Here is a 12,695-nt window from a genome sequence, read left to right on the forward strand (position 1 = left end):
GGCAGGATGAACGCAGGCCAGACGCATCCCTTCCTTGAAATGCGGAATGTTTCCAAGACATTCGGCCGGGTCCAGGCGCTGAAGGGGGTCTCGCTCGACGTCAAGCTGGGCGAGATCCACGCCTTGATGGGCGAGAACGGGGCCGGCAAATCGACCCTGATGAAGATCCTTTCGGGCGCCTATGTGCCGGATGAGGGCTCGGAAATCCTGATCGACGGCCAGAAGGTGGCGATCTCGGGCCCGATGGCGGCCAAGCAATTGGGGATTGCCATCATCTACCAGGAGCTCGCCCTCGCTCCCAATCTCACGGTGGCCGAGAACATCTATCTCGGCCGCGAACCAAGCCGGGCCGGCCTGATCGACCGTGGCGCAATGATTGCCGGCGTCGAAAGCGTGCTGCAGCGCCTGGGCGCCACCTTCACTGCGCGCGACAAGGTGGCCGAGCTCTCCATCGCCGAACGCCAGCTGGTGGAGATCGCCCGTGCCGTCCATGCCCGTTCGCGCGTGCTGATCATGGACGAACCCACCACCACCCTGTCCGAGCGCGAGACCGAGCGGCTGTTCGCCCTGGTGCGCCAGCTCAAGCAGGAGGGGCTGGCCATCGTCTATATCAGCCACCGCATGAAGGAGGTCTACGAACTCTCCGACCGTGTCTCGGTGCTGCGCGACGGCACCTATGTCGGCACCCTGGAGCGCGAGGCGATCAACCCCGCCGCGGTGGTGCGCATGATGGTGGGGCGCGATCTCACCTCCTTCTACAAGAAGGAGCACGACGCTCATCAAAGCCGGGGCCGGATCATCTTTTCGGTGCGCGACATCGCCGATGGCAGGCGCATCCAGCCCTGCTCCTTCGACATTCACGAGGGAGAGGTGCTCGGCATTGCCGGCCTGGTCGGCGCGGGGCGCACCGAGCTTGCCCGCCTGATCTACGGTGCCGATGCGAAGACATCGGGCACCGTGGCGGTCGATGGCAAGGAGGTAGGCATCCGCTCGCCGCAGGACGCCATCGAGGCCGGCATCGCCTATCTCACCGAGGACCGCAAGCTGCTCGGGCTGATGCTGGACATGTCGGTGGCCGAGAACATCAATCTGGGGGTGATCGCCCGCGATGCCCTGGCCGGCGGCTTCCTCAACCTCGCCAAGGGCCGCAAGCGCACGGGCGAGGCGATCCAGGCCACCGGCATCCGCACCGCCTCGCCCGACGCGCCGGTGGGCGGCCTGTCCGGCGGCAACCAGCAGAAGGTGCTGCTCTCGCGCCTGCTGGAGACCAAGCCGCGCGTGCTGATCCTGGACGAGCCGACCCGCGGCGTCGACATCGGCGCCAAATCGGAGATCTACCGCCTGATCGACCGGCTGGCCCGCGAGGGCGTCGGCGTGGCGGTGATCTCGTCCGAACTGCCGGAGATCGTCGGCATCTGCGACCGCGTCATCGTGATGCGCGAAGGTCATATCGCCGGCGAACTCGGCGGCGCCGAGACCGAAGCGGTCAGCCAGGAGAACATCATGGCCATCGCGACCTCAGCCGCAAAGGATGCGGCATGACGCACCCGGCTTTTGCCCGACGCGGCACCACAACGTACCGGCAAGACAAGACGGCCCTCAAGACAGGCAGGACTGTGCGATGACATCCACCAACCCTTCCACGGCAGATACCGCCCGCCGCAAATTCGCTTTGTCCGGCACGCTGCGCGGCCTTGGCATGCTGCCCGCCCTCGTGCTGATCGCCATCCTGTTCCAACTCTTGTCGGGCTATGTCGAATCGGGCGGCCTGTCCTGGGCCAGCGGCCGCTTCATGAGCTGGAACAATCTGTCGATCGTGGCCCAGCAGGCCTCGATCAACACCGTGCTCGCCGCCGGCATGACCTTCGTCATCCTTACCGGGGGCATCGACCTGTCGGTCGGCTCGGTGCTCGCTGCCTCGGCGATGATCGCCCTGATCGTCTCGCTGATCCCGGGCTGGGGCATGATGGGGCTGGTGGCGGCCCTGGTGACCGGCGGCCTGCTCGGCCTGGTCAACGGGGCACTGATCGCCTTCATGCGCCTGCCGCCCTTCATCGTCACGCTCGGCTCGATGACGGCGGTGCGCGGCCTTGCCCGCCTGTTCGGCGAGGACAAGACGATCTTCAATCCCAGCCTGCCCTTCGCCTTCATCGGCAATGGCACGCTCCTGGGCGTGCCCTGGCTGATGGTGATCGCACTCGCCACGGTGGTGGTGTCCTGGCTGATCCTGCGCCGCACCGTGCTGGGGCTGCGCATCTACGCCATCGGCGGCAATGCCGAGGCCTCGCGGCTGTCGGGCATCAAGGTCTGGTCGATCCTGCTCATCGTCTATGGCATATCCGGCCTGCTGGCGGGCCTGGGCGGGGCGATGTCCGCCGCCAAGCTCTATGCCGCCAACGGCCTGCAGCTCGGCCAATCCTACGAACTCGACGCTATCGCCGCCGTGATCCTCGGCGGCACCAGCTTCGTGGGTGGCATCGGCTCGATCTGGGGCACACTCATCGGCGCCCTGATCATCGCCGTGCTCTCCAACGGCCTGATCCTGATCGGCGTCTCCGACATCTGGCAGTTCATCATCAAGGGCCTGGTCATCATCGGTGCCGTCGCTCTCGACCGCCTGCGATCCTCGGGTAGCGCCCGGACCTGAACCGAGCCGGCGAGCCCCACGGCCCACGCTTTCCCCGCCTTCGTTGCACGTGTAACGGAGGCGGTTTTCGTTTTGACATGGCAGAGCCGACCCCACGTTTGAAATAGGATCTGGCGGCGCAAGTCTCCGTGTCGACTATCATCCCGGTTTCATCGAAAACCGAGATCCTGATCTGAGACCAGGGCGCCGCTCCCAACATCATCTGCAGCATATTGAAGTTCAACAAACCTCTGCCGGCCGGGATTCACGGCGCTCTCACGCAACTATGCTAAAGCGTTTTGCGATTGGACGGAGTCACCCGGAGCCGCGAAGACGCGTCGAAGCAAATAGCTTGAGCAAATAAGCGCTCAGCCATGAACCGGCACCGAGATCGTCGGGCGAGGCGGCGGGCTCCAGGCGGCAAGAGGGGGCGACGGTGGACAAGCTCACAGGCACGCAAGTCTCCGAACTGGCCAAGGCCCTGTCGACGACCGTCAATCTCGATGATCTCAGCAATTTCGTCTATGTGGCAACCGGCGATCAGCTCGAGGTCTACTGGACCGACGTGAGGCAACCGCTGGTCTCCGTGCTGCGCGAGCTGGTCATTCGCCTCGAACAGGAGGGCCAGACCGGCAATTTCCTCAAGGCAGTCTACGTCAACCGTCCGCGTCGCGACGATATCCGCCAGCTCATCGCCCACCTGGCGCCGGAAGCGGCCGCCGAAATCCTGAGCAACCCCTATGATCTGGTGATGCTGGACAAGGATAATCGCCGCACACAGCCCAGCGATGCGACCTTGGGGCCCGGCCTGCAGCGTAACATCAAGCCCCATCTGCGCATGCTCGATCCTGCCCTGTGGATCGCCGGAATGACGCAGACGCTGCGCCGGGTTTGCCGCATCGAGATCGCCGGCAGCGCGGCAGGCACCGGCTTCCTGGTCGGGCCGCAAGCCGTGCTGACGAATTGGCATGTCGTCGAGGCTGCGGCCGTGCAGAACGATTTGCCGGCCATTTCCTGCCGCTTCGACTATGCCCGCAAGGCCGACGGCTCCTTCGACGAGGGCGAGGTGGTGGCGCTGTCCGGCACCGCGCTGCTGCACCATCGCCCCTACGCGCCGGCCGAGATGACCGAGGCACCGGACGAGCCGCCCCCCTCGGCAACCGAGCTCGACTTCGCATTGCTGCAGCTCGCCGAGACCGCCGGCACCGGACGTGGCTGGTTCGCCCTGCCGGAGCGGGACGGCGTCCTGAGCCAAGGCTCGCCCCTGATCATCGTCCAACATCCCCATGGCGGGCCCGTCAAGCTGGCGATCGACACCGAGGCGATCCTGCCGACGCCCGCCCCGCCGGAGCGGCCAAGGCTGCGCTATGCCACCAACACCGACGCGGGCTCTTCGGGCTCCCCCTGCCTGAGCCTGGAGTGGCAGCTTCTCGCCCTCCATCATTTCGGCGATCCGGCCTGGGGCGAGCCGAAATTCAACCAGGGCGTCCCGGCGGGATTGATCCGGGCTGATATCGAAGCGGCCGGCTTCGGCGCGGCCATTCCGGCGGCTTGAGGAAAGGGAGAACGGCATGGGCCTTGTCACACTCCCCCCTCAGAGCGTGATCTCGATCTCCAACGCCATCGGAGACCTGTGCACCTTTCGCGAACTCGGCGACCTCATGCAGATTTGCTACGGCACCTCGGTTGCGATCACCGGCGTGAGCTTTGCCGAGCAACCCCGGCGCAAGGTCGCCCGTGATTGCGTCGACTGGGCACAAAAATGCGGGATCCTGACCAACTTCGTCGCTATCGTTCTGCATGCCAAGAACGACAACACCGCTTTCAAGGAGCTGGTCACGCAGTTGATCCCCGATGCGCTGACTGCGCCGCCGAGCGTGGCGTCGCAGGTCGGCACCGTGGTCACCGGGCTTGACAGCCTCGCAGCCTACCTGGCCAAGGACGAGGTGCGCAAGAAGGCGGGCATCTCGAAGCAGCGGCTTACCGAAATCGGCCAACGCATCAACCTGCTGGCGGCCTATAAGGGACTGCATGACAGCCTTCATCACATTCAGATCAACCACACCCGCATCCTGCTGCAGGCCGTGGCGACCATGGACAACCCGATCAGCTTCGAGACGGTCCAGGTCTATATCTCGCAGGTCCGCGCCGCCGTCATCGCGATCCGCACCGAGATCGCGAGGCCTGGTGCAGATGAAATCCTCGTCGGTCTCGATCTTTCCTGGGTCGAGGACCTGGCAAGCAGCTCGCAGCGCTGCCAGGAAGGACTCGACGCCGACAAGCCGGGGCCGGTGCTCATCGCCATCCGGCAGATCGCCGCGATCAGCGATGGCCAGTCGGTGCAATTGAACAAGGGTATCTTCGATGCTGCGACGAAACTGCCCCTGCCGGAACTGGCCGGTGCCCTGATCGAGATCGGCGCAGCCGACGCCGGGCTTCTGGCTGCGCTCGACGAGGCGATCGTCGCCCTCGGAGCCCTGCAGCGCAGCTTGATGAGCCGGATCGCGACACATAACCGCTTGCAGAAAGTGGAGCAGAATCTCTCGATCCTCGCCAGTTGCCTGGACGATCCCGGTGCCCTGATCGTGGACGAGATCGCCGCCTTGTGGCCGGAGACCAGAGTAATGCTGCTGAATCTGGCTGTGCTCGGCCTCGAACGGGCTGACATGACGGTGGACGCAGCGGATTGCGACAAGATCGACGCCTGCCTCCAGGATGTCGAGATCGCACAGCGTGACACCGCGTTCAACCTCAAGAGCGCCCCGGCGATCCGGGCCCTGCAGCGGGCCTTCTCGGCTTTTCAGAAGAATGCCAGCGCCCAGTTCTTCGCGCTCGACAGCCGGCTAAAAGCGGATTTCGACAGTGTCTTCCAGATCAGCGACCGCCTGAAGAACATTCTGGGGGCCGTGCAATGAGCGGGACAACGTCGCACCACCCGCCGATCTCCTTCGCAAGCATCACGGACATCAGCAACGAACATCTCGACCTGCTCAGATCCAGCAGCCAGCGCAATGACGACAGTCCAGAGGCGCTCGCAGCCTTTCGCGATCGTATCGTCGCTTTCCTAGACCGTGTCGTGACAGCCGGCGCGCAGCTTGGAAAGGAGGGGGACCGCGAGACAGCCCAAGGCATCCTCGACTATTGGAGCCTGCAATTGCTGACCTGGTCGACGAGCGGAGCAAAACCGGAGCTCGATCTGCCACTGGCGCCCTATCATGAACTGCCGGAAGCGACCTTGCCGGCCGGCAAGACCGCGGCCAGGGCCCCGAAGGGCGAGACGACGGCGCAGGATGGCCGCGCCCAAGTCAGAATCGGCTCCCTTGCTTATCAATGGCGCCGGTCGAACCGGGCGCCCGGCTATCTGCTCACCGGCAACGCGCTGGCGGAAGCCGCCGGCTATCGCGACAAGGACCCGGAAATCGAGGCCTTCGTCAGTGCGAGCGAGGCGGCCGAACGCCGGACGCGCCAGATTCGCACCGGGTTCGTCGTCACGCTCATCCTGTCGATCGCCTTTGCCATTCTCGCTCTCATATCCTTCTTCCGAGAGAACGAAGCACGCAAGGAAGCCGATCGTCTGCGCGGGCAGGCGGAGGAGCTGTCGGCGGACAATGACAAACGGGCCCAGCGTTTCCTCAGGGCCGATGTTCAACTCCAGACGGAGCGGTTTCGGCACGAGGCCGAACTCAAGGACCTCGATGATCAGTTGCAGGCAATGAAACGCTCGCTCGAGGAAGCCCAATCCAAACTCAAGGACGCCCTGGCTCCGACGCCATCGCCGACGATGAACCCCTCCCAACACATGTATCTGCGCGATTCGAATGCCGTGCTGACGCAGGCTATCGACCAGTCTCGCGCCTACAAGCTCCCGCCTCCACCCAAGCTGACGGACGGAGAACAACTGCTCGCCAACGTCAACCTAATCGATGGCCCCAATGGCGATGTGCGGCGGACGACCACGGACAATCTTGTGCGGGCGCTGAGGGACGGCACCGTCTCGCCCGACGACCAGCGCATGCTCGTCGGCGCCCTGGTCAACATGCTGGGACGGCCGGCGGTCCAGAGCCTGACCCTGACGGGACGCTACAACGTGCTCTACATCCTCTCGACCATCACGCCAGCCCAATGGGCCTTGCCGGACTGGTCGGCCCTGCGCGACCGGGCGCGCATCGTCACCGCCGATCTGGTCGGCCCCAACGCGCAGAACGACCTCCCGATGGGAGCGGATTCGCAGAAGCTCTACCAGCAACTGGTGCAAAAGCTGCAATGAGGCCGTTGCGTGGAGCCGGCATTGCCCCTTTCAGCCCGCTTTCCCTTCCCTCTTGAACACCGCCAGCAGATTGCTGCGAATGCTGTCCTGGCGCTGCACCGAAGTGATCTTGGCGCCTGTGAGATCGGTGACATAGAACACGTCGACAGCCTTCTCGCCGAAGGTGGCGATATGGGCCGAGGCGATGTTGAGGTTGAGCTGCGAGATCGCCGTGGTCAGGTCATAGAGCAAGCCGGGGCGGTCAAGGCCCCAGACCTCCACTACCGTGTGGCGGTTCGACCATTCATTGTCGACCACCACCTCGGGCGCGACCTGGAAGGCCTTCTGCCGCGGCTTGATGGCGCTGCGCTTGGCCACGGCATCCGGCAGGCGGATGGTGCCGGTGAGCGCCTGTTCCATCGCCTGGGCGATGCGCCCTGCCCGGCGCAGCTCGTCCTCATCCTGCGGAAACTCGCGGCTGACGAAGATGGTGTCGAGCGCCAGGCCGTCCGTGGTGGTGTTGATCTGGGCGTCGACGATATTCGCGCCAGAGGCGGCGCAGGCGCCGGTGATGATCGACAACAGGCGCGGATGGTCGGGGGCGAGAATGGTCAGCTCGGTCACACCGCGGAAGGCATCGGTGGCGACTTCGGTGGCGAGCGTCTCGCCACGTTCGCGCGCGGCGCGGATGAAGCGAGCATGACGCAGGCGACGCGGCAGCTCGACCTTGAGCCAATAAGGCGGGTAATGGCGCGCCACATAGGCATCGACCTCCGCAGCGCTCCAGTCGGACAGGCCGGCCCTGAGTTCGTCCTGGGCCAGTTGAACGCTGGCGCGCCGGTCGGATTTGGAGTGGCCGCCGGCCAGCACCAGCTCGGTTTCCCAGAACAGCGAGCGCAGGAGCTGGCCCTTCCAGCCGTTCCAGACGCCTGGCCCCACCGCCCTGATATCCGCCACGGTGAGGATGAGCAGCAGCTTCAGCCGCTCCAGCGTCTGCACGGTGCCGGCGAAGGTTTCGATGGTCTTGCGATCGGAGATGTCGCGGGACTGCGCCGTCATCGACATCACCAGATGCTGCTCGATCAGCCAGGACACCGTATCGGTCTGGCCCGGCGTCAGGCCGAGGCGAGGCCCCAATCGCTTGGCGATCTTGGCACCGGCGAGCGAATGGTCTTCCGGCCGGCCCTTGGCGATGTCGTGCAGGAAGGTGGCGACATAGAGCGCGGTGCGGTTCTGGATGGTCGGCATGATCTCGTTGACGAGGGGATGCTCGTCACCCCCCTCGCCTCGGTCGATGTCGGCGAGTTCGCCGACCGAACGCAGGAGATGCTCGTCCACCGTGTAGCGGTGATACATGTTGAACTGCATCATCGCCACGACCTTGCCGAAATCGGGAATGAAGCGGCCGAGAACGCCGGCCTCGTTCATGCGCCTGAGCACGGTCTCGGGCGCGTTGCGCGATGTCAGGATTTCCAGGAACAGCCGGTTGGCCTCGACATTCTCGCGCAGCGCCGCGTTCACCAGCTTGAGCGAGCGGGTGACGAGGCGCATCGCATCGGGATGCAGAGCGAGTGAATGCAGATCGGCGAGATGGAACAGCCGGATCAGGTTGACGGGGTCGCGCGCGAACACCTGATCGTTGACGATGTTGAGCCGCCCCGTCTCGATCACGAAATCCTTGGTGCCGATCAGGGCCTGGCGCTGGCTGCGGCGGAAGGGAGCGATGAAGCGATCCAGCATCGCCTTGGGCTTTTCCTGGCGCGCTTCCAGCGCAGCGCAGACGATGGCAGTGAGATCACCGACATCCTTGGCCACCAGGAAATAATGCTTCATGAAGCGCTCGACGCCGCGCAAGGCACCGCGATCCGAATAGCCCAGAAAGGCCGCGATCTCGCGCTGGAGATCGAAGGTCAGGCGCTCCTCGGCGCGGTGGGTGAGGAAATGGATGGCGCAGCGCGTCGCCCATAAAAAATCCTCGGCCAGGGTGAACTGACGATATTCGCGCCGGGTGAACAAGCCGGCCTCGACGAGATCGGCGGCATCCCTGACGCGATAGACATATTTGGCGATCCAGTAGAGCGTGTTGAGATCGCGCAGGCCGCCCTTGCCTTCCTTGACGTTCGGCTCGACCCGGTAGCGCGAATTGCCAGCCTTGATCAGCCGCTCGTCGCGCTCGGCGAGCTTGGCCGCCACGAATTCCGTCGCCGTCAGTTGTACGAGCTCGCGATCGAAACGGCTGGCAAGCTCGCTCGCCAGCCCCATATCGCCGAGGATCGGGCGCGCTTCGAGCAAGGCGGTGCGGATGGTCATGTCGCTGCGGGCGAGACGCAGGCATTCGTCGATCGAGCGCGTGGCGTGGCCGACCTTCTGGCCGAGATCCCACAATACGTAGAGGATGGCCTCGGTGACGCTCTCTCCCCAGGCCGTCTGCTTGGACGGCAGCAGGAAGAGCAGGTCGATGTCCGAGCCGGGCGCAAGGGTGCCGCGACCATAGCCGCCCACGGCGATGACCGCCATGCGCTCGCTCGCCGTCGGATTGTGGGTGGTATAGACGTAACGCGTCACATAGGCGTAGCTGGCCCGGATGATCTCGTCCTCGAGCCAGGACAGGCGCTGGGCGCAGGCCGTGCCGAGACGGTCCTCGCTGAACCAGGTATGGATGGTCTCGCGGCCGTCGCGCAAGGTGGCCTTGAGCAGGGTGACCACCGCCAGGCGCAAGGCATCGGCATGGCCCTCATGCTCCAGTGCCAAGGCATCGATCTCGGCTTCGAGCGCCATGCGGTCGAGGACGAGGTGGAGCTCACGATCGGGCTTGTCGAGCATTGCAGGCCTTGGGAAGAAGGGTGTCGGAGCGCGGACATCCTGTCCGCTCTTCCCATCCTGCGGATACGGCATCGCTGCGGACAACATGTCCGCGCTCCAGTTATCCCTTCTTGGCGCTATCGCGCTTGGCTTTCAAGGAAAACAAGGCGTCGAGCGCCTGGCGAGGCGTCATGTCGTTGGGGTCGAGCGCATCGAGGGCTTCCGTCAGTTCGTCCCGCGCCTTGACGGCGGGCTGGGCCGTTGCCCGCGGGGCTGCCGCGAACAAGGGCAGATCGTCGACCAGGCGGGCCGCCGGAGCCTGGCGATCGGTCGCCTCGAGCTGCGCCAGCACGGCCCGCGCCCGTTCCACCACGGCGGCCGGCATGCCGGCGAGCTTGGCGACCTGGATGCCATAGGAGCGGTCGGCCGCGCCGGGCACCACCTCATGCAGGAAGACGACGTCGCCATGCCATTCGGTCACCCGCATGGTGGCATTGGCCAGCCGCGGCAGCTTCTTCGTCAGCTGGGTGAGCTCGTGATAATGCGTGGCGAACAAGGCCCGACAATGATTGACGGCGCTGAGGTTCTCGATCGCCGCCCAGGCGATGGAAAGCCCGTCGAAGGTGGCGGTACCGCGGCCGATCTCGTCGAGGATGACGAGCGCGCGCGGCCCAGCCTGATTGAGGATCGCCGCCGTCTCCACCATCTCCACCATGAAGGTGGAGCGTCCACGCGCCAGGTCGTCGGCGGCGCCGACACGCGAGAACAACGCATCGACGGCCCCGATATGGGCCGATCTCGCCGGCACGAAGGAACCGATCTGCGCCAAGACCGCGATCAGGGCGTTCTGGCGCAGGAAAGTCGACTTACCAGCCATGTTCGGGCCAGTGAGCAGCCAGATCTTGCCGGCGGCCTGCTGTCCTTCCGCCTCACCGCTGAGCTCGCAGTCATTGGCGACGAAGGGCTTGCCCTCGCGCTTCAGCGCCCGCTCCACCACGGGATGGCGGCCGCCCTCGATGGCGAAGGCGAGCGAAGTGTCGACGAGCGGGCGGACATAGTTTTCCTCGTCGGCCAGGACGGCGAGCGCCACGATGACGTCGAGCAGAGCCAGCGCTTCGGTAGCGGCCCGGATGGCAGCGTTGTCGCCGAGCAGGGCGGCAGCGAGATCGGAGAAGATCTGAAGTTCGCTCGCCAGCGAGCGCTCGGCCGCCGAGGCGATGCGCGATTCCAGTGTCGAAAGCTCGGCGGTGGAGAAGCGCATGGCACCGGCCATGGTCTGGCGATGCACATAGGTCTCGCGCAGGCCCGGCTGCAGAAAGGCCTCGCCAGCCTGCTGCGGCACCTCGACGAAATAGCCGATCATGTTGTTGTGCTTGATCTTGAGCTGGCGGACCTGGCTCTCCTCGGCATAGCGCGCCTGCAGGCCGGCGATGACGCGCCGGCTCTCGTCGCGCAGAGCCCGCGTCTCGTCGAGGGCCTGGTCATAGCCAGCGCGGACAAAGCCGCCATCGCGCTTGAGCAGCGGCAGATCGTCCTGCAGGGCCGCGGCAAGGCGCGCCGCCAGGCCCTGGTCGGGCCTTGCGAGGGCCGACAGGACACCGGCGAGCACCGGCGGCAACTCGGTTTCGCGCTGCCGCAGCAGGGTTTCGATACCGGCAATGCCAACGAGCCCTTCTCTGAGCGCCGCCAGATCGCGCGGGCCGGCCCGGTCGAGGGCGAGGCGCGCCATGGAGCGGGCGATATCAGGCGCCGATTTCAGCCGAGCCCGGATCTGGCCGCGCAGCAGGGCCTGTTCGGCGAAGAAGGCCACCGCGTCCTGGCGCAGGGCAATGGCCTCGGGCTGCAGCAGCGGGCTCGCCAGCCATTGCGCCAGCAGACGACCGCCGGCGGCCGTCACCGAGCGGTCGATTGCATCGAACAAGGATCCGGCACGCTCGCCGCCGAGCGTGCGCGTCAGTTCCAGATTGGCTCTTGTGGCGGCATCGACGGCCATATGCGCATTGGCGCCGTCCCGGCGGGGCGGAGCGAGCGCCGGCTTCTGGCCGACCTGGGTGCGCAGGATGTAGGTGACGAGGCCGGAAGCGGCGACCAGTTCGGCCCGCGAGAAGGTGCCGAAGCCATCGATGGTGCCCACATCATAGAAGGCGGCGAGACGGCGCTCGGCCTGGGTGCCGTCGAAGACGTCGCGCCCGACCGGCGTGACGGCAGCGCGGCATTCGCGCCAGAGGGAGGCCAGCGAAGCCTCCTCATGCACCGTCTCGGCCATGACGACTTCGGAGGGGTCGAGACGGGCGAGTTCCGCCGGCAGCCCCGCCTCGTCGCATTCCGACAGGCCGAACTCCCCGGTGGAGATATCGGCAAAGGCAAGGCCATAGCGGGCCTCGTCGTCGGAAATACGCAGTCGCGCCAAAGCCAGCAGCAGATTGGCGCGCGTCGGCTCCAGCAGCGTCTCCTCGGTGATGGTACCGGGCGTGACCAGGCGGACCACGCCGCGCTTGACCACCGATTTGGAGCCGCGCTTCTTGGCCTCGGCCGGATCCTCCATCTGCTCGCAGACCGCGACACGGTGGCCATGGGCGATCAGGCGCTGCAGATATTCGTCCGCCCTGACCACCGGCACGCCGCACATGGCGATGTCCTCGCCCTGGTGCTTGCCGCGCTTGGTCAGAACGATACCGAGCGTCTTGGAAGCGATCTCGGCATCCTCGAAGAACAGCTCGTAGAAATCGCCCATGCGATAGAACAGCAGGGCGCCGGGATGGCCGGCCTTGATCTCGAGATATTGCGCCATCATCGGCGTGACGGGAGCAGACGCGTCGGCGGTGTCGAGTTTACGGGGCGTGGAGGTCATGGCGGCACGCTAGCAGATGCGGGCGGAGGGAGCACGAGCTGGGGGCCGGCACGTTGTGGATAGGTTGGGGGGCCGGTCCTCAGACCAGCCTGTAACCGTCGCGTTCTCCGGTAGGAAGATGCCCGGTCCCCAATGTCATTGACGCTCCGGAACGAACATGGCCTGTTGTC

7 protein-coding genes are annotated in these 12,695 nt (G+C 65.5%); 5 read left to right on the forward strand and 2 right to left on the reverse strand.

What is annotated here, in order from left to right; all coding sequences use genetic code 11:
• Positions 1–6: 6 nt before the first annotated feature.
• The 5 genes from ACR9ZN_RS22790 to ACR9ZN_RS22810 all read left to right on the forward strand — a co-directional run bounded on the left by ACR9ZN_RS22790 (position 7) and on the right by ACR9ZN_RS22810 (position 6,893).
• Entirely contained in the window at positions 7–1,542 is a 1,536-nt protein-coding gene (locus tag ACR9ZN_RS22790; protein ID WP_481273240.1) for a sugar ABC transporter ATP-binding protein, read from the forward strand.
• Positions 1,543–1,621: 79 nt separating this feature from the next.
• Complete coding sequence (locus tag ACR9ZN_RS22795; RefSeq protein WP_434958706.1) at positions 1,622–2,647, forward strand: ABC transporter permease subunit; 1,026 nt, start codon at positions 1,622–1,624, stop codon at positions 2,645–2,647.
• Between the two features lie 415 nt (positions 2,648–3,062).
• Positions 3,063–4,181, forward strand: a complete 1,119-nt coding sequence (locus tag ACR9ZN_RS22800; protein ID WP_481273241.1) for a trypsin-like peptidase domain-containing protein — start codon at positions 3,063–3,065, stop codon at positions 4,179–4,181.
• A 16-nt stretch (positions 4,182–4,197) separates the two neighbouring features.
• Positions 4,198–5,541, forward strand: coding sequence for a hypothetical protein (locus ACR9ZN_RS22805; RefSeq protein ID WP_454811316.1), 1,344 nt, complete (start codon positions 4,198–4,200; stop codon positions 5,539–5,541).
• Positions 5,538–6,893, forward strand: a complete 1,356-nt coding sequence (locus tag ACR9ZN_RS22810) for a PspA/IM30 family protein (RefSeq protein WP_454811318.1) — start codon at positions 5,538–5,540, stop codon at positions 6,891–6,893. Before ACR9ZN_RS22805 ends, ACR9ZN_RS22810 begins: the two co-directional genes overlap by 4 nt.
• Before the next feature lie 30 nt (positions 6,894–6,923).
• Here the strand turns inward: ACR9ZN_RS22810 and ACR9ZN_RS22815 are convergent, their stop codons facing one another.
• Together ACR9ZN_RS22815 and mutS are read right to left on the reverse strand one after the other, a co-directional pair.
• Complete coding sequence (locus ACR9ZN_RS22815; protein WP_434959729.1) at positions 6,924–9,695, reverse strand: [protein-PII] uridylyltransferase; 2,772 nt, start codon at positions 9,693–9,695, stop codon at positions 6,924–6,926.
• Positions 9,696–9,795: 100 nt separating this feature from the next.
• A complete protein-coding gene (gene mutS, locus ACR9ZN_RS22820) occupies positions 9,796–12,525 on the reverse strand; it encodes a DNA mismatch repair protein MutS (RefSeq protein ID WP_481273242.1) in 2,730 nt (909 codons plus the stop codon).
• Between the last annotated feature and the right edge of the window lie 170 nt (positions 12,526–12,695).

The organism is Labrys sp. HAY1-8F, assembly GCF_056754975.1.

Excerpts from the sequence above, each read along its gene's own strand:
- mutS (WP_481273242.1), bottom strand. The coding sequence starts at position 12,525 with ATGACCTCCACGCCCCGTAAACTCGACACCGCCGACGCGTCTGCTCCC.
- ACR9ZN_RS22815 (WP_434959729.1), bottom strand. The coding sequence starts at position 9,695 with ATGCTCGACAAGCCCGATCGTGAGCTCCACCTCGTCCTCGACCGCATG.
- ACR9ZN_RS22795 (WP_434958706.1), top strand. The coding sequence starts at position 1,622 with ATGACATCCACCAACCCTTCCACGGCAGATACCGCCCGCCGCAAATTC.
- ACR9ZN_RS22790 (WP_481273240.1), top strand. The coding sequence starts at position 7 with ATGAACGCAGGCCAGACGCATCCCTTCCTTGAAATGCGGAATGTTTCC.
- ACR9ZN_RS22805 (WP_454811316.1), top strand. The coding sequence starts at position 4,198 with ATGGGCCTTGTCACACTCCCCCCTCAGAGCGTGATCTCGATCTCCAAC.
- ACR9ZN_RS22810 (WP_454811318.1), top strand. The coding sequence starts at position 5,538 with ATGAGCGGGACAACGTCGCACCACCCGCCGATCTCCTTCGCAAGCATC.